Consider the following 19,002-nt stretch of genomic DNA (forward strand, 5'->3'; position numbering starts at 1 on the left):
ATATCTGCCGAAACAGAGGGAACTATGGATCGCAAAACAAAAAAAGCTGAAACTATTGTTTCAGCCTTCTCCACAGGGTCGAACGGTTGATTCCGAGCCGTTCCGCAACCTTCGTCTGATTAAATTGTTCTTCCTCCATAATCGCGTCGATGATCCTCTTCTCGATCTCATCCAGCGTACCGCGAAGGAATTCAGGGCCCCTCGCAGCTGACGGATGTTCTTCCTTCTTGGCTAGAAGCCGGGAAATGAGCGGCTTGCCGATCACGTAGCCCTTCTCCTCCGTCACTGCGTCCTGGAGCAGGATTTTCAGTTCCGACACGTTGCCCGGCCAATCGTACTGGGTCAGCAGGAGAATCGCTTCATCCTTGATCTTGATTGGTGAAGTCCCTAGCGTTCCATGATAGGACGCAATATAATAAGTCACCAGCGGCTTGATGTCCTCCCTGCGCTCACGCAGAGCCGGCACGGCGATTCTTGCCGCCTCCTCGTCCAGCAGGAGTGGATGATAATTCGAATCATCCTTTTCCAGCGAGAGGATGATCGTGAACCCCCGGTCTTTCATCTCGTTCATCCACGGCTTCAAATTCGTCATTTCTTGTGGAGCGATCGTTTCCAATCCATGGATGTACAGCGTGCGGATATCGTTGTCCCAAGCTTCTTCTTCGTCTTTTCCCGACAAGGCCATGGCCTGCTTTGCGGTAAGCCGGACATACAAGCCCTGGCCTTCGTTCTTGCGGTAATGAATATACCGGGAGAGCAGCTGCTTGCCTGTTCCGGCTTCACCGATGAGAATCAGGATGCGGCTGTCCAGTAGATCCTCGATCCGCTGCAGGCAACCGTGCATCGCTTCGCTTTGCGAAATCAACATCGGCAATTGGGTGATCGCCTCGACATGATAGCCTGCGGCCTCCCCATTCTGCTTCACCTCGGAAAAAGTGTACAGGTAGTACCGTTTTCCCTGTATCACTTTCAGCGTCCTTTTCTGTTTAAGCTTCCGGGTTCCGTTTTCATGTATCAGGATGGAGGCTTCCGCCTCCCGGTTTAGCCGAAGATCGGCTTGTAAGGCTTCCACAGGGAGCGGACAGGAACCGAAATCCGGCCACTGTTCATATACAACCTCTCCCTCAGCATCCAATACGGTAAGGTTCGCGGCCGTTTCCTCCAGCAGTGCTTGTAGAAAGGATATTTCCCACTGCGTCCGTTCATGTAACCGAAACCCGGACTTGGCCTTTTGAAACGCATCGAAAATGGCCTCGCGCCCGGATTGGATCAGAATCCCTTCCAAGTGGTGCTTGGCGGCTGCCTCCATCGTCACCACATCGCCCATGATTAATTCGAAGCCCTTCGCCTTCAGATCCTCCAGCAGCCGGTCCACCTCTTGCGCCTTCTCTACCGTGAACACATCCACCTCGATATCCAGCACATCGGTAATGGCTTTGGCTCCGAGCGTAATATTGGAGAAGCCCACAATGGCTTTTTTGCCTGGAAAATGATTGGCCAAGGTGAGCACGCGCAGCATGTCATAGCCTGAAACATGGACATCGATAACGGGAATGCCCACCTCGGGCTCGATCAGCTTGGCCGTACCGCCCCGGCTAATGATCACGTCATATCCCAGGCGTTCGCCTTCTTTTGCCAGAGGAACCGCTTCTAGTAAATTGCCGACCTCGACTCGGACTTCCAGCTCCGGCTCTTCCTTCCGGCATTCTTCTATTAAATGGCTCATAGCGGGATACGGAGCAATAAATAACGTTTTAATGGTCATGATTGTCACCTGTATTTTCTTTGGTAAACCTTATTCTTGTTATTATTCTACCGTTTCTATATGAAATAACCAACTCTATATATGAAAAGACACCTACGCCGAGGCAACCATCAACCGAAAGGGCTAACGGCGCCGACAAAGGTGCCTTATCTTGTCTAAATCTATGAACTGTTATCTCAGAATTACTCCTCTATTAAAACGGACACGGCACTTTTCGGTGCAAGGCGGAGGTTAAGCCGCTCCGTTCCCTGCATATGCAGTGCAGCATTCTCCTCTTGCTCGCTGTCGTTAAACAACACAACGGCAATCGAGCCGTCCGTGTTCTTGAATGCTACCGAACGGATGGACTCATGGCTTGTAGAAGCAATGCGAACCGCTTTCGGACGGATCACCTTACTAAAATGCGCCAGCGCGTAGTAGTCCAGCGTATAGGTAAGCTCCTTCGTCTGCTGATTTACCGTGACAATACCGCGGCAGGTGCTTTTTCCAAAGCCCGGAACGGTAGGGCCGTTCTTCTCGTCCAGCGCCATATTCCACAGCAAATAAGACTTGCTGTGATTGCGGAGAATCTCGATACCGGTTCGCATCACATTGGAGAAGGCCTGCTCAAACGGCGGAATCCACTCCCCACCTGATCCTTCCGTGAAATGAACCTCTTTTCCCGGGAATGCCTCGAACACATCGGATTGGGCCGACGGCTTGCCGCCGTACCAGTGCCAAGCGACGCCATCCACGGCATCACCCGCTTGCTCAAAAACGGTCAACGGGTAGTCCGGCTTGTCCCAGTTATGGTCATAACAGAGAATTTTCGTATCGATATCGTTCTTTACAAATTGCGGCTTCAGATGATTCTTGATGAAATCGCTTTGCGCCTCGGGCAGCATGATCATGCCGGGGTAATGTCCTGGCGAATACAACGCCTCATTCTGCGGGGTAATCGCATAAATCGGCAGCCCGTTGGCTTCATACCCCTGAATGTAACGCACAAAATAATTAGCATACACCGAATAGTATTCAGGTTTCAGCTCTCCGCCGATCATCGAACCGCTCGTTTTCATCCAGCCTGGCGGACTCCATGGGGAACCCATCAGCTTGACATCCGGGTTCAACCGCAGCGCTTCCTTCAGGAGAGGAATGATATCTTCCTCGTCATGCGCAATGGAGAACTGATTCAGCTCCACATCCGTTTGGCCCTCAGGCATATCATTGTAGCTGTAGAAGTCTCGCGCGTAATCGGATGCGCCCATCGGTTGGCGGAGTACGGATAACCCGATACCTTCGTTCGGATCGAACAATCGTGTCATGAGCTCCGAACGCTGCTTCGTCTCCAGCACTTGATGGATCAGATAAGCAGCGGAGTCCGTGAAGGACGCGCCGAAGCCGTCCATCTCCTGAAACGTCTGCTCCTCATCGATAACAACTGTATGCTGCGCGTCCGAAGTTCCGGGAGCTAGCTGCTCCTTGTCTTTCCTAACGAATAATTCCTCTTCCCCGTTTGACTGGTAGATTGTAATGTTCAGCATGCTGTTTCCCTCCAGGTTTCTAATGGTCTTCTGGCTTTCCTATCCCGCCCTATATTGGAAGTTGACTTGGAAAGTGCCCCTTTCCTGTGTAGAAAGGGGCTCTCCCATCATGAAACGTTGACTTATTTCAGCCCCAGCTTCTCTTTGTTCGCCTTCATCTTCTCATTGCGGACTTCGACGATTTTATCCCAGTTGTTATCGTCCAGGAACTTTTTGTATTCGTTTAAGAGGTTGTCGAACGCTGCATCATCCTTGGAACGAATCATGCTGACAAGCGTGGAGTTCCATTTTGTATTGATGGCTGTCAGAGAGCGCGCTTCCGGCGTTCCCTGATCCGGGTTGATATTCTCCAAAATAAAGTGCGGCGTCAGCTTGCCTTTTCCCCATTCCTGCATTTGCTTGATCGCATCCGGGAAAGCATCCCCGCTCAGCGCTTTATGGCGGTCATGCCCGAAGAACATGAATTCGCCCATGCGGTAATCCTTCTTGAACGTATCCGGATTGTTCATCTGAAGATCCTTCACGGCAGGGAGGAACTCCACCGTGCCGTCTGCATTCACTTGGTAGGTCTCGCCTTCGATGCCATAGTTCATCAGCATTTGTCCTTCTTCGCTTAACAGGTACGTGAAGAGCTGAATGGACTTGGCAGGATCTGCATTTTTTTTCGTAATGAAGCTAATCATCCAGCCGGTGATGCCGGATTGATTCAACATCGGCTTACGTCCTGCCGTGCTTTGCGGCCCGTCAATTGCAATGTACTCTTTCCCTTTATTGTTGCTGTAGAAGCTTTGCAGGTTACCGCCCTGCTGCGGCGTACCGTCTAGCATAATCGTTGCGTATTTGCCTGCTTTAACCTTCTCTTCAAAAGCCGTTCCGTCATCGGCAAAACTGTCATCGCTAATCGCGCCGTCCCGGTACACGGTATTGAACGCTTTCACCCAAGTCAGATAATCTTCATCCAGGTTGCGGTTATAGAAACCGCCATTCTCCTCCAACGGCACGCCGATGAAATCCTGCAGCACGTCGCCAAGCGAGCCCGTTCCTTCGCCAATGGAGTTGAAGCCCAGTGGAATCAGAGCAGGAAATTGCTTTTTGATATCAGCGAGAACGGCCTGGAACTCTTCCGGCGTTCCCATAACAGGCTTACCTAACGCTTCGTAAACATCCTTGCGGATAATAAATGCCGTTTTGGCCGGAATGTTACCGCTGTCATAGTCTTCCTGCGTATTGGAGTAGTTCGGATATCCGTAGGTTTTGCCATCCTTCAGTTGGAACCAGTTGAGCGTATCCTGCGCCGCTACCTTATTGAAGTATGGATCATATTTCTCGGCAAGATCGTTCAGCGGCAGCGCCCATGTCGCCGCCTTCTGCACGACCGGGGAGTTGGAGTCAAACGTCGTGATCAGATCCGGCATCTCCCCACCGGCAAAAAACGTATTCAGCTTGGTGTCGTCACCCGTGATGAATTTGATATTGATGTTCAAGTCTTCCTTAATCTTCTTGGTTACAACGTCCTTGCCAAAATCCGTATTCCACCAATCGGCATTTACGTACCATGTGAGCTCGGTTGTCTCTTCTTTTTTATCCAACTGCCAAGCCGGTGTCTCGGCATTCGGTGTATAACGATCCTCGATCGAAACCCAATTTTCCTTCTTGGAGCCGGATTTCCCACCTGATCCGCCGCAGCCGCTCACAACCAGCACAACTGCCATCAGTGCCGTAATCAGCGTAAGTCCTTTCTTACCCAAAGCCTTGTTCATCAACATCCTGTAACCCTCCCTTTTAAATAAAAGCGCTTACTTGTTAGACCCCAATCTTTTACAGGCTTGCTTCTGTTCCACTCCTTTAAAGAGCAGCTTCTCTACTCTTTAACAGCTCCGAGCATCATGCCGGAGATAAAATATCTCTGTAATATTGGATACATCACAACAATTGGCAGCGTCGTCACGACAATGGTTGCTAGTTGGACCCCTTTGGTGGTCGTCTGGATCGCGACCGACCCGATGTTTTGCATCGATTGCGTCTGGGACTGCACAATAATCTCATAAAGCATCATCTGTAACGGATAGAGCGCTTGGTCCGTGATATACAATTTGGTTGTCATAAAATCATTCCACTGCCCGACCCCGTTAAACAGCGCGATGGTTGCCATGGCCGGCATGGAAAGAGGAATAAAGATGCTCAGGAAAATCCTCCAGTCGCCCCCGCCGTCGATCTTCGCCGACTCTTCCAGCGAATCCGGCACGTTTCGGAAGAAGTTCATCAGAATAATAACATCGTAAAAGCTTAATAGAGCTGGAATAATGTAAACCCAGAAGCTGTTTAACAGCCCCAAGTCTTTGATTAACAAGTACGTCGGAATCATGCCGCCCGAAAAAAACATGGTGACGACACCCATTGCGACATAGAACTTGCGGCCGCGGACGTATTTTTTACTCAAGCCGTAACCCACCATGGCACAGAAGAACACGTGCGTGATGACTCCTATAACGGTTTTGGCCACCGAGATGAAGAAGGCATTCCATATGTTTGCATCCCTGAACACCGCCTGATAATTCTCAAGCGAGAATTCCGAAGGCCAGAAGATGAACCCGCCCTCGGCAAGGGACCTGCCCGAGCTAAAGGATGAAACGACAACGTTCCATAACGGAACGACAATGATGATGGTAAACGTAACCAGTAAAATGATGTTGATCGTATCAAAGATCCGGCTATCGAGATCCCCTTTTGCTGCTTTCAAATTCACCGTAATGCCTCCCTTTTGCATGACCTACAGGACGGATTGATTATCATTCAATTTACTGGTCACTTTGTTGGCCGTAACAAGCAGAATGACGGAGATGATAGATACACCCAAACCAACGGCGGTCGCATAAGAGAAATCGCCCTGCGTCATACCCATCCGGTACACGTACGAGTTAATGACCTCGGCCTTTTCCCGGTTCTGCGAATTCATGAGCACCAGGGTCTGATCCAGATTCGATCCCAATAAACCGCTTACAGTTAGGATCAAGTTCAAGCTGATAATCATCTTCATGTTCGGTAAGGTGATGTTCCAAATCTGTCTTAGTCGGCTAGCCCCGTCAATTCTTGCGGCCTCATAGTAGGTCGGATCGATCTTGGCCATGATCGCCAGATACAGAATCGTTCCCCAGCCGGCCTCTTTCCAAATATCCGACAGCGTTGCAATCCACCAATACTTGCTTGGATCAAGCAAAATGTTTTGCGGCTGCGAAATCAGCCCTAGAGCAAGCAATATTTCGTTGAACAAGCCGGATGTCGAGAACCAGGTAATGAGCATGCCGCCCAATACGATCCAGGACAAGAAGTGAGGCAGATACGACACGGTTTGGACGAATTTTTTGAAACGCCCCATGCCGACCTCATAAATCATAATGGCCAGAATGATCGGAATGACAAAGCCGATCGCCAATTTCAAGAAGCTAATGCCCAGCGTGTTAACGACGGAGTCCCAAAAATACTTGTCCGACAAAATAATTTTGAAATTATCCAGGCCCACCCACGGAGCGGAATCCAGCGTATCGATAACGGTGTAGTTCTTAAACGCAATCGTCAAACCGTAAATCGGGATGTAGCAGAAGATAAACATGAAGATAACGCCGGGAATGATCATCGATTGAAGCTCCCATTGCCGCTTGTAATCGATGAAGAATTCCTTGATCCTCTGCCCCAACGGCTTCTTCCCGGTTGGTAGAACCGGGCTCGTGCCGGTTGACTGAACTGCAGCTGTTTTGCTCACCTCTTAGCCTCCTTTGATCAAAAACCGCATAAAAACGTTTTTATTTTCGGCGAAAAAACCCCTGATTTTTTAAAATCATTTTAAAAAACCGCCTTGATGTGATTTCTTTTCTTCGCTTAACCCGATTCATTCCGATTCATCTTCACATGACTGGAGCCGCGAACGACCAACTCCCCTGGAAGCTTCTGAATCTTGCCCTTCTCTTTCTTCTGAATCATGCGCACCAGATGATCCACGACCAGAATCCCCTGTCTGGCAATCTGATTGCGTACGGTCGATAAAGGCGGCGTAAAATACTGCGCGATATCGATATCATCGAAGCCCACGACACTGACGTCCTGCGGAACCTCGTATCCATGGGACTTCAGAGCCCGAATACAGCCGATGGCACTCACATCATTACCGGCAAGAAAAGCATCCGGCACTTTCCCGGGGTGTAAGTGAAGAAACGATTTGACAGCGTTATAGGAACCTTCTTCCTCAAAATAGCCCTGCAGTATGTAGTCTCCGTCGATCGGGAACCCGCACTCCCTCAGCGCAGCCAGATATCCTTCCTTCCGCTGCACGCTGTCAAACATCGTATCCACGCCGGAGATGTAGGCGATCTTCTTATGCCCCAGGCTGATCAGGTACTTGGTTGCTTCATAACCGGCTACGTAAGAGTCGAATATGATGCTGCCCATCGTCTCGTTCTGAACCTCGCGATCCAGGAAAACGGCCTTAATCTTGTCTTTCTCCATAGCGGCGATGTCTCTATCGTCGATCTTCAGCTCTTCGAAAATAATGACGCCATCCACCCGGCCGCCCATAATATTGCTCATAATCACCTGTTTATCCTTCGTCACAAACACGTTCAATCCATAACCCAGACGGTCACATTCCCGTGACATCGACTCCACCAATGTGTAGAAGTAAGGCCCTGACACGCTTGTTGTAAAGAAGCCCAGCATCTTGGTCTTCCCCGACTTCAACAACTTTCCGTTCAGGTTAGGTACATAATTAAGCCGTTCCGCCACCTTCAGCACATGGGATTTGGTCTCCGGGTTTAATACATCTACATCATTTAATGCATTCGAAACCGTAGAAATGGAGACTCCGGCTTCTCTTGCCACATCCTTGATCGTTACTTTACCCATATAACCATTCCATTCTTCCTTTGCGATAAAAACGTTTTTATGTACATAAGTTACCATACAAGCGCTTTCAATACAATCCCTTTTTTTCGAGGACTGCAGAGGAGCCATATTGTTACGGAAAAAAATCCCCTGAGCTTAAAAAATATTTTTATGTTTTTTATGTATGCATGTTTGTGTGAATATTGGCATTTGCGGGTTAAATTGGAATCCATATAATAAGAGACAGGACACAATACAAAGCTAAAACTTTGATGTTTGTGTATATTTTTTAAAAAATATAGGAAATCAGCATAACTAATCCTTTACTGATAGCGTTCTTATATATGTAACAAATACTTTTTATGGAAAAAGAGGGAGTTTTTATGGGAATCAAAAAAATTATTATAGGTGCATTAGCTGTTAGTGCTCTATTTACAGGGAGTTTAGCAGCATTTGCAGGATATGATAGTAGATTTTATTATCCAAAAAGCACCTATGATGCAGTTGTAAAAACAGCAGATAATTATAGCTATCTTGCAACTGCTACGGGGTCATACAATTGTTTAGCTTACGTTAAAGGATATACAGATATATGGCTTTGGCCATGGGGAAGCAGTAATCCTACACTTTCACAGATGGATTTATACATGAATCAAGATGGCTATCTTGCTTATAGCTTTTCGCAAGGATCTAGCGGTACTAGAATTATTGCATATGGCACCTCCACAAACAACATAACACATGTCGCTAAGCCAGCAGATAATAATTACTCCAACGCCAAGTGGGGACAATTGGAAAGATTACAATCCCTAGGCTGGGATCCATACAGTAGTTCTTCTTACGGAAGTGCTCTCAGAATTTATAAATAAAATTGCCGAGGTGAAGAAATATGTTCAAATCAAAAAAATATTAATTTTATTATCGATCATGTTCATCGTTGGTTTTGCTACAACCTCAGTATATAATTTAGTCGCTCAAGCGTCAGTAGAGGAAGAAATGACGAACGCCATTCATAAAATTCAAAAACAGATAGAACTGGAAATACAAAATCATTCTACCTTAGCGATGAGCAGCAACCCTTACGATTACGTGAATAACATCAAAGAAGTTGAGACCATCGTTGATTTAGGGTACCGGGCATTGCCTTATATTGAACAAACGATTGATGAGAGCGAAGGCAGTGGTCTTATGGATTACATTTTAGCTATTGCTGCTGAAAAGATAGCTAAAGTGGATCTTAAGAAAAACTCAAAGACATTCTGGGATAATGGTAATGCATTTTCACAACAGTGGAAAAAGCAGCTCCAGCAAACTCCACAAGAAGTTAATCATATCGCTAATTCAAACCTCTCAGTTGATGAGAAAATCAAGTCATTAGAGACTCTCGGTATACCTGCCATTCCATTCATTATAGAGAAGGTTAAAGAAGGAAATAACGAGTTATTCCCTGCGATACCACTCCTTTTAGGAGAAAAAAAAGTACAATTCAATCATCTCAGCCAGGGGATGAAGCAGCATGGATTAAGGACAACGAAACGAAATTTGAAGACTTAAAGGCATATGTACTATCGAAATAAAACAAAAAAATAATACAGCCATGAACACGGGGGTTCCCCCATTCATGGCTGTATTTATAATCAAACAAATTCATGCCAAATCATTACGTCTATCACGCAAGCCTTTCAGAACATGGTCATCCAGCGCCTCTGCCAATCCCTCCAGATCCAATCCGTCGGCGGCAAAAGCGGTGCGAACGAGTTTCGGCGGAACGAACTCGTCATATTTGCCGAGATACGGCGCTTCGTCCGGATCGAGGAGCGCGCCGGCGTCCTCACAATCCATCAGTTCCTTCTTGATTTCCTCCATCAGCGTCTCATTATCGACCTTACCCGCGACAACCATATAATACGGCTCCATCGGCACGATGGAGCGCAGCGCCAGCCGCTCGGACAGATTATGCTTCAACAATCGTTCCAGCGTGCGGAACTGCTTGCTGCCCGCCCAAGGCAGGATGAACAGGGAGTCGCCGCCCGCCGGTAGGACCACCTGCTTCAGCAGTCCGCTTTCCCGAGCAAGTCGGCGGGCCCGCTCCAGGCGATTCACCGCGCCCGGCGCCAGGTATGGATAGATGGCACTGTCAACGAGCACCTCCCGCATCTTCTGCACCACGCGCGTATGCACATCGCCGCCTGCGCCAAGCCACAACGTATCGACCTTACCCTTGGCCGACTTCACGTACAGGGCCTTATGCTTCGTATCGACTTCCTCCACCTTCCACAACTTGCCCGCGAGCGAGAAGCAGTAGCCCGGCGGCGGCACGGTCGTAATCGATCCGATTTCTTCGGACCCGTTATATACGACATGTTCTTCATCGTCCTTAAACACCGCGTAGAAGCGGTAGTTGTTCACGATCTTCTCCCCACCAAGGCCGATGATCAGACTGCCTTCTTCAGTCCGCTGGATATGGTCCGTTTGGAGCAAATACTGCAAGAACTCCTTATATTCCTCCGGCTCAATGCCGCGGAAAGCCGGCAGCGTCAACACCGCTCTCGCCAAATCCGGCGGCTCAGCCTCGCCCATGCTCTTGAGTGTGCTCATCGTCTGATGGTAAAGCACGCCAACAGGTTTCTTCCGCAGGGCCAGCGGTTCGACCCATTTCTCGCGAATATACAGCTCAATAACCGCAATGGCCCGGAGCAGCATCCATGGCATGCGTGCAGGCAGCATGGCCTCCTCGTCCTCGTCCTCCGGACAGAGGAACATCATTTCGGAGGCCTGATCCCCGCGCCGGCCGGAGCGACCGAGTCGCTGGACGAAGCTGGAGCAGCTGTACGGCGCGCCCAGCTGGATCACCCGCTCCAGCTCGCCGAGATCGATGCCGAGCTCCAGCGTCAGGGTGGCTGCCGCAACCGCTGGCCCCGGGCCTTCGCGGAGCGCGGCCTCGGCTTCCTCGCGCAGCATCGCGGAGATGCTTCCATGGTGCACATGGAAGACATCCCGCTGCTCGCGCTTGGCTGCAATCCGTCGCAGCTCGAGCGTGGTCAGCTCGGCATCCGAGCGGCTGTTCGTGAAGACCAGCGCTTTTTTCAGATGCGTGTTGTCGTATACGAAGTCGTAATAGGCTTTGCGCGCAAGCTCCAGCTGCTCCGCCTGCTTCTCATCCCGCGCATCCGGGAAGGAGAAATGCTCGACCGACAGCCGCAGCTTCCGTCCTCCTTGCGGGGCGATGACTTCGACCGCGTTCTTCGTGCCCGCACCCAGCCAGCCGGCTGCGGTCTCATAGTCGCTAAGCGTTGCCGACAACCCGATACGGCGAGGCGAGCAGGAAGCCATCCGCTCGATCCGGGTCAGCTGGCTCAGCACCTGAATGCCGCGGTCGGCCCCCATAAAGGCATGAACCTCGTCAATGATGACATACCGCAAGTCCTGGAACAGCGCCGGGATGGCGTTCGGCCGGTTCATCAGCAGCCCCTCAAGCGACTCGGGCGTAATCTGCAGCACGCCGGACGGCTTCTGCATCAGCTTGGTTTTCTCGGCTTGGGACACATCACCATGCCAATGCCATACCGGCACCTGGCCTTCCTTCAACAGATCGGTGATACGTTCAAATTGGTCGTTAATCAGCGCCTTAAGCGGCCCGATATACAGAATCCCGACCGAGCTGGAAGGCAGGTTGTACAGCTCCGTTAGCGCCGGGAAGAACGCGGCTTCGGTCTTGCCCGATGCCGTGCCCGAAGCAATCAGCAGATGATTCGGCGTATCAAACAGGACGCGGCAGGCTTCCACCTGCGCCTCGCGAAGCGTGTCCCATCTTTTTTTATAGATAAACTCCTGAATGAACGGGGCCAGTCTGCAAAAAGGGCTCGCACTCATAATTCAAACTCCGCCAGCAGATCGTCCAGATCATCCGAATTGGTATCATTGGCCCCTTTGCCTTGCGGCTGCACTGCGGCACGCTCGCCTAACAGCTCCTCAAACGTGGCCTCCGGATGCTGATGCAGCGTATGCAGCAGATCCATGAAATCCCGCACCACCTCGCGGGTGGTTAGCAGCTCCTCAGCCCCCAGCCGATTCACGGCCGTCTGCATGAACGCGATGAGCTGATCATCCGTTAACTGCGCTTCATATTTGAAGTGCAGAGCGTGAATATCCCGCAGCTTTTGCAGGAGGATCAAAATCTCCTCATACGACAGCATGTCCAGCTTCAAAATGGGCGAGGTGTAGGTTTTCAGCGAACCACTCCCATAACGCCCGTCAATCAGGCGGGAGCGCAGCGCGTCATAACTGAACAGCCCCCGGCGCTCATCCTCGACAAACTGCGGCGTTCCGCCCATATAAATGCCCAAATGCTCCGCTTTACCCTGCATCGTGTCGTTGAACATGGTCAGCAGCTTCTCGTAGTTGCTCTGACGAGACACGCTGTTGGTGATTTTGTAGAGGTTAACCCCTTCGTCTATGAACAATAGCAATCCCTTATAACCGATGGCAGCCGTGAATTCCGACCACAGCTTCATATACTCGTACCAGTTGTCGTCATCGATAATGACCCCAACGCCAAGGTCCTTGCGCGCCTCCGTCTTCGTAGGTACTTCCCCGCGGAGCCAGCGCAGCGCTGCCCCTTTGCGGTCATCGTCACCAAGCTTATAGCCGTTCCAGTAAGCAGCCAGCACCTTCGCAAAATCAAACCCGTGCACCAGATTCTGCATGCCGTTGGTCACCGCATAGATCTGCAGCTCCACCCGATCGTTCAGGGCAGAATCATCCGGGCGCATACCCGTCTCCTGCATGATGTCCTGCTGGATCGCAGCGATCCATTTCTGCAAAATGGCCTCCAGCGCGCCCCCGTCCGGACGCGTCCTCGTGGACAGATGGGTCATCAGCTCACGGTAAGTGGCAAGCCCTTGCCCTTTCGTGCCCACCAGCCGCCGCTCCGGCGAAAGATCCGAATCCGCCACCACGAAATCGCGGTCCATCGCGTAGTTGCGGATGATCTGCAGCAGGAAGCTTTTTCCGCTTCCGTAGCGGCCCGTAATCAGGCGGAAGGCAGCGCCGCCCTCGGCGATATTATCCATATCGCGCAGGATGGACTCCACCTCCGGCTTCCGGCCGACGGCGATGAACTCAAGCCCCACCCGCGGCACAACCCCTGCCGTTAAAGAGTTTACGAGGGCCGTTGTGAGCCGTTTCGGTATTTTTAGTTCCGTCATAGTTCCACCTCTTTCAAGCATCTTACAAGCATAACGAGTCCAAACGATTTCAATCCGTCCGGTTACACGGACGTTAATGTTTCCAGCATATCTATATAATCATCCACAATGGCCTCTCCATCGATCAGAAGATCGCCGATGGTATCCATCGCGGCCTCATTGATCTCATCAAGCAATAACGCCGGCATAGAACCGGCCTTCTCCGCAATTTGCTGCAGTCTCGGACGGTTCGGTCCTACCTTGAGGGCGTGGAGAACTTCCAGGTGGATGGGATTGAGACGCTCTGCGAGCTCCTGCCATTCCTCATCCTCTACCTCCCATTGCCACGACCGCTCTCCTACTGTAGGCATCACTGAAATCGCCTCTTCATCTACAACGTGCGGATCCATAACATGGATACCCCCAGCCTCAGATGAATGTTCATCTAGAGGGCCCATGGATTGCATTGAGCGATCATCAGTGCTCCCTGACGGCTCCATAGACCTTCTGTTAGCTGCTTCTGATTCCGATTCTTCCGTGTTCACGGAACGAACGATGCCATTTGCTTCATCAAGCTGATCACGCACCTCTATGGCGCCCGGCTCATAAGGGTCCGCATCAAAATCCATCACGGCTTGGAACACGTCCGGTTTCTTCGCCGCCGATTTTCGGGAGGACCGGCCTTTGGAAGGCGAAGCCATGTTAGTGCTTGTTCCCACATCTTCGGAGTAGCCTGGAGAGGCTCCAACTGACGGAGCAGACTCCGGTGCCGGCTGGCTGTTGATCACCTCAGCCTGCTGCCCGGCTTCCTCCGTAAGCAGCATGTCGCGGACCTGGTCCGACTCCCGCTGTAATCTGTGCAGCTTCCCCGTGTCGATCTGAACCTCCGGTATCGCCTGTTTGCGCTGAGCCTCCAGCTGCTCCTGAACCTCTTTTTTCAGATAACGGGTGACGATCTCTTCCACTTCGGGCTCAACCGCATCCTGGCCGCGCAGCCGTCCCTTAAAGCCTCTCAATTCCCGCAGCTTATTCTCGGTCAAGCGAACCAGCCCCGTTATATAGGAGCGCAGAGGAGCGTACTCGCTTAAGGATACCACCGTCAGCACGACGTTTCGCCCGTATAACCCATGATCGTACACCGCGCTGCGGAATAAATGCCGTTTCACCTGCCGGGGCCGTGGCTGAAAGCGGTCGATGAAGCGCTGCCCCTTCATTTTGGCTAAGTAACTGTCCACGAGCGCAATCACCTTCGGGGCGTACTGTTCCAGGTCCTTGCGGCCATTCTCCTGGTAAAAACGGCTCTTCTCCACGTCATAATCCAGCAAATCCAGCAGCAGCTCCCATGATAGCTCCACGGGCTGGAGAGAGAACCGACGCTTCCATTCCTTCTCCTTCAGCTCAGCGGACAAGACGCGCGGGAAGCGCTGATACGTTTCCCGGATCGGCATATCCAGGCCATGCACGATCATAAAATCATATAGCCACTCCCGCAGGTACGTATCCAGCTTGGCATAACGCTTCCGGTAGGCCATCCACGCCTGCTCCATCAATGCATAGCCCTGCAGGGGATCGCTCCAGCCCACGCCATGGATCAGCTCGTAAAAATAGACAAACAAATAGGATAAGTCCGTATCCGGGTACCGCCCGGACCTTACTTCCTCCCGCCAGTAAAAATACCATTTGAACTGGTCGCTGGCCATCTGGTCGTAGGTCGGCCAATAGCTTTTGAAGGCTACAAAAGGAGCCTCTCCCTCTACATGCCATGCGAGCTCCCTTGCCTTTTGCACGAATTGCTGCTCCTTGGTCACGTAGCGGAAGTCCTCGCCCCAATTCATATCCAGCGGCTCCTGCGGCTTCACAATCAGGGATTCCTTCGTTTGTGCAGCAGAATCAACGGGTTCCTGCCCCTGATGATCTGATGGCTTGTCCGGTAACGAGACGTCCTGCTCGTCGCCGGCCAGCTCAAATTCAGCAAAACGAATCCCTTGGTCATTCACGAGCGTAGTATGTCTTATATGTTCTATGTGATTGTCGTTGTTAGGCTTATCGTTTTTCATCGAATATGAACCTCCGTCACAACTTCAATTATACCATTTAACCTATAGGGACTAACCGATTTTCACATGTTTCTCATCTGTATTATAATGGACGGAATGATAGTCTAGCGAATGACTTTATGCTGAAAGGACCTTCGAATGAATAAATGGCTGAAAGCATTGTTATTTCTAGTGGGTGCGGCTATTCTGACAAGACTGATCCCCTTCTCTTCCTGGTTCCGTATCCTGGATACGATGATCCATGAGCTGGGGCATGCCGTCATGACCCTTCTCATGTCGGGACGGGTGCTCAGCATCGAGCTGAATCCCGATCACAGCGGCGTGACCTATTCCATGCTGGCTTCCGGTGGCTGGAGTCCGATTGTGGTCTCGCTTGCAGGCTATATGTCGGCATCCCTGTTCGCCATTCTGATGTTCTACGGCTATGCCAAGAAAAAACAGGACACCGGCCTGATCACCATTACCGTGCTTGCCCTCATCATGATCATTTTCTTCGTTCGCACCGGCTACGGATTGTGGTGGCTTATTATTTTTATGATCGTGAATCTGATCTTCTATTTCCTTGGCGAGAAGGTCCGTAATTTCTACTACCTGCTGCTCGCCTTTCTCGTGCTGGAAGAGTCCGTGGTCGGTCCGCTAACCCTCCTGACCATGGCGCTGACCCAGCCCAAGCAAGCGGGCGACGCCTCCAACCTGGCCAACATGACCGTGCTCCCAGCCTTCGTCTGGGCGCTGCTGTTCCTGCTGTTCTCCCTATGGTGCGCGAAGATGGCGCTGCAGCTGTTCTGGAAAAAGCGGTGAAACAGGTTCGTCGCAATGCAGGCAGAAGAAGCCAGCGTTATCCAACCTTCGGATGACGCTGGCTTTTTTATAAGGCTTGATTTTCATGTGAAGCAACCTTGTCGGAGATGGAGCAGGATTGGTCTCCTCTTCGTCTAATATACTGTATATGTGCATTAGACGAATTTGACCATTGGGTTCTATGTGGGAAATGGGTGAATTCGTAGAGAAAATATTATCTAAAATCAATGCAAGTAAAAATTAAATAAAGGGATAGATTAAATGCATTCAGAAATTATTTTGAAGAATAATTCCAACATACCTATAGAGGATAAGATTGACCAGATCAACGCTTGTATTGAATCTATACATGGAAATTCAACTGCTGAACTTGTGTCAATAACTTGTGATGATATTGGATATAAGACTCCAAACTTCACAACCTCTGGTATATTTCGTTTGCATGGGTTGGTAAAGCTATATAACGAATTGAAGCCGTGGTGCGTTATCTTAAAAATCATTAAGCCAGACACACCCGAGAAAGATAACTTTGAACATCACAACTACTGGAGACGTGAAGCACTTGTATTTGAGTCAGGAGTTTTAAGAGAACTTCCTGATTCTATTTATGGTGCAGAGAGCTATTTGGTTGAAGAACAACAAGATGGTACCATATGGATCTGGATGGAATATATTAAGGGCGAATACGCAAAAACAGTTGAGCAATTTTCATATATCGCCCGACAATTAGGCCGTTTTAATGGGGCCTATCTTAAAGGAATAAAAATGATGCCTGAACATGAGTGGATATGCAGGGCTTGGCTCAAATCATGGTCGATTGCATGCCGCATGTATGCTCCTAATGTGGAGGAGTATGTAAGTCGAATAGCTACAGACAATGTGCGAAGTACTTGGGCTTGGTATCAAGATCTACTCGGTAACATTGACTCTTCAATAGACTCGCTCCAACAGCTGCCGCGTGTATTGGCACATCAAGACATGAGCCAGATGAATATGTTTCTCGTTAAAAAAGAAGAGAGCGAAAGTCAACTCGTTCTAATCGACTGGCAGTTCATGAGTATATCCGGTATTGGCGAAGACTTGGGTAAGTTATTCGGGGTGAACATGAGTCTTGGAATTATTCCGCCTGACCAATATATGAAGTTTCAGAACTCTTTATATAATGCATACCTGGAGGGGTTGCGAGATATGGGATGGCAGGGTGACATAAGATTAGTGAGGTATGGATTCTGTTTAAGCACTGCTATAAGAAGTGTGTGGGAGGTCCCACAGTTCTTTTCCATTATGGCTCAGTTAGAAGACGAGCCTAATAATACTAAACTCAGAGAAAAACTTACCCGCCTTGATTGCATTATTACAGTACATAAACAAATGGCCGCGGAAGCGAATTCCATTAAACTTATACTAAAAGAAAAACGCAGCTTAATCGAAGAGCGTATTTAAATCAGATAACACCGCATTCATGCTGCGGTCCTAGCGACCCTCGGTCCCGGAAGAATAGAGCGAGGAAACGTATGCCGGGACACATATGCGAGCCTAAGAGCAGCGCTCTAAGGCTCTCGGCGTCGTGAATGCAATTAGCCCCTTGATTGTCAGAAGTAACATTAATCACATTCAGGAGCCAACCAATGAATAACAATTGGAATAAAATTATTTATAAAATCTGGTCACCCATTTATGATAAAATTTTCAATTCAAACATTTTTCTCCATGCACGAAAACAAATATTCCAAGAGACCCCCTTCAATAACACACAAAAGATACTTTTTGTCGGCGTAGGCACAGGAGCTGATTTAGAGTTATTGAACCATTATGATTTAGATATAACGGCTATAGATTTCTCACCAGATATGTTGAGAAAAGCAAGAGCGAAATTCAAGAATTCTCGCATTAAGTTTTTAGAAATGGACGCTCAAAATATGGCGTTTAACGATATGTCGTTTGACTATGTGGTTGGAAGTCTAATTCTTTCCGTAGTACCTGATGCTGACAAGTGTTTTCAAGAAATGGGTAGAGTTTTAAAACAAGAAGGAAGGATCGTTATTTTCGATAAATTTACCCCTAGTAACAATAAACTCTCGTTATCAAAAAAGTTGTTTAGACCACTCATTAAAGTCTTAGGAACAGATATTGGATTGAATTTTGAAGAGTTGTACCTTAGAAATAATAAAAATTTTAGTATAGAAGAAGATAAACCCGTCATGCTGAAAGGGATGTATAGAAAAATAGTTATTAGAAAAATCAGTTGACATCTTATACAAGATTATTCTTGATTGGTGGTTAAGTTTATGGGAGAGGCGTGTAAATTGAGCTGTGGTCACTGCTCTTATAATCAAGAGGTGTTTTTAGGTATTGGATTTCAATATATTAATTTGATTTCCATCTTAGAATGGTATAAGGAGGATGTCGGTCGACAACGAATCAGAGAGTTTATGCATGAGAAGGATTCGACTTTTGACTGCTTTGATGGTCTGTATGTATGTCAGAAGTGCCGCTATCTACTAAATGAACCATATTTACATATGAGATCAGATTCTCAAACGTATACGAACCGTTACGTATGTCCGCGCTGTACAGCTCCCATGCCATCAAAGCCTTTAGAGTATCTCCAAAACACAGCACTAGATTGTCCTGATTGTGGGCAAGAAAAGCTCGTGGTGAATTTTTATATGGATTGGGATTAGGGCGTATATCTAGGCCAAGCGAGTTTTTTTACTGAAATAATTGCACGCACAGACTAAGTAAGGAAAGAGAGCGGCGTTATTTTCAAAGAAGGCGAGAATATCCGATAACAC

14 protein-coding genes are annotated in these 19,002 nt (G+C 49.2%); 5 read left to right on the forward strand and 9 right to left on the reverse strand.

Annotation, left to right across the window (positions count from 1 at the left end):
* Window positions 1–52 precede the first annotated feature (52 nt).
* From AB4124_RS08575 to AB4124_RS08600, 6 genes are all read right to left on the reverse strand, one after another.
* A complete protein-coding gene (locus AB4124_RS08575; RefSeq protein ID WP_441972370.1) occupies window positions 53–1,765 on the reverse strand; it encodes a PrpR N-terminal domain-containing protein in 1,713 nt (570 codons plus the stop codon).
* 182 nt (window positions 1,766–1,947) lie between these two features.
* On the reverse strand, window positions 1,948–3,288 hold the full coding sequence (locus AB4124_RS08580; RefSeq protein WP_441972372.1) for a glycoside hydrolase family 30 protein: 1,341 nt from the start codon (window positions 3,286–3,288) through the stop codon (window positions 1,948–1,950).
* A gap of 122 nt (window positions 3,289–3,410) precedes the next feature.
* Window positions 3,411–5,054 carry a sugar ABC transporter substrate-binding protein gene (locus AB4124_RS08585; protein ID WP_441972373.1) on the reverse strand — a complete coding sequence of 548 codons (1,644 nt, stop codon included), beginning with the start codon at window positions 5,052–5,054 and terminating at the stop codon, window positions 3,411–3,413.
* A gap of 95 nt (window positions 5,055–5,149) precedes the next feature.
* Window positions 5,150–6,034, reverse strand: coding sequence for a carbohydrate ABC transporter permease (locus AB4124_RS08590; RefSeq protein ID WP_430109987.1), 885 nt, complete (start codon window positions 6,032–6,034; stop codon window positions 5,150–5,152).
* A gap of 24 nt (window positions 6,035–6,058) precedes the next feature.
* Complete coding sequence (locus AB4124_RS08595) at window positions 6,059–7,048, reverse strand: ABC transporter permease (protein WP_430109985.1); 990 nt, start codon at window positions 7,046–7,048, stop codon at window positions 6,059–6,061.
* Between the two features lie 116 nt (window positions 7,049–7,164).
* Window positions 7,165–8,184 (reverse strand): LacI family DNA-binding transcriptional regulator, encoded by a 1,020-nt coding sequence (locus AB4124_RS08600; RefSeq protein ID WP_441972374.1) that lies wholly within the window; start codon window positions 8,182–8,184, stop codon window positions 7,165–7,167.
* Between the two features lie 362 nt (window positions 8,185–8,546).
* On the opposite strand from AB4124_RS08600, the gene AB4124_RS08605 reads away from it, so the two are divergent.
* Window positions 8,547–9,032, forward strand: coding sequence for a DUF7689 domain-containing protein (locus tag AB4124_RS08605; protein WP_441972375.1), 486 nt, complete (start codon window positions 8,547–8,549; stop codon window positions 9,030–9,032).
* A 10-nt stretch (window positions 9,033–9,042) separates the two neighbouring features.
* Entirely contained in the window at window positions 9,043–9,717 is a 675-nt protein-coding gene (locus AB4124_RS08610) for a hypothetical protein (RefSeq protein WP_441972376.1), read from the forward strand.
* Between the two features lie 93 nt (window positions 9,718–9,810).
* On the opposite strand, the gene AB4124_RS08615 is transcribed toward AB4124_RS08610, so the two are convergent.
* From AB4124_RS08615 to AB4124_RS08625, 3 genes are all read right to left on the reverse strand, one after another.
* Window positions 9,811–12,036 (reverse strand): DEAD/DEAH box helicase, encoded by a 2,226-nt coding sequence (locus AB4124_RS08615; protein WP_441972377.1) that lies wholly within the window; start codon window positions 12,034–12,036, stop codon window positions 9,811–9,813.
* Entirely contained in the window at window positions 12,033–13,370 is a 1,338-nt protein-coding gene (locus AB4124_RS08620) for an ATP-binding protein (RefSeq protein ID WP_441972378.1), read from the reverse strand. The genes AB4124_RS08615 and AB4124_RS08620 overlap by 4 nt, the downstream gene beginning before the upstream one ends.
* Before the next feature lie 62 nt (window positions 13,371–13,432).
* On the reverse strand, window positions 13,433–15,406 hold the full coding sequence (locus AB4124_RS08625; RefSeq protein WP_441972380.1) for a TerB N-terminal domain-containing protein: 1,974 nt from the start codon (window positions 15,404–15,406) through the stop codon (window positions 13,433–13,435).
* Between the two features lie 138 nt (window positions 15,407–15,544).
* Here AB4124_RS08625 and AB4124_RS08630 point away from each other — a divergent pair, with 138 nt between their 5' ends.
* The 3 genes from AB4124_RS08630 (at window position 15,545) to AB4124_RS08640 (ending at window position 18,456) form a co-directional block, all read left to right on the forward strand.
* Window positions 15,545–16,207, forward strand: coding sequence for a M50 family metallopeptidase (locus AB4124_RS08630; protein ID WP_441972382.1), 663 nt, complete (start codon window positions 15,545–15,547; stop codon window positions 16,205–16,207).
* Window positions 16,208–16,468: 261 nt separating this feature from the next.
* Window positions 16,469–17,650, forward strand: coding sequence for a phosphotransferase (locus AB4124_RS08635; protein ID WP_441972384.1), 1,182 nt, complete (start codon window positions 16,469–16,471; stop codon window positions 17,648–17,650).
* A 185-nt stretch (window positions 17,651–17,835) separates the two neighbouring features.
* A complete protein-coding gene (locus tag AB4124_RS08640) occupies window positions 17,836–18,456 on the forward strand; it encodes a class I SAM-dependent methyltransferase (RefSeq protein WP_441972386.1) in 621 nt (206 codons plus the stop codon).
* Window positions 18,457–19,002: the final 546 nt, after the last annotated feature.

This window comes from Paenibacillus sp. 2KB_20 (assembly GCF_052115765.1).
In the GTDB taxonomy this organism is placed as follows: Bacteria; Bacillota; Bacilli; order Paenibacillales; family Paenibacillaceae; genus Paenibacillus_AQ.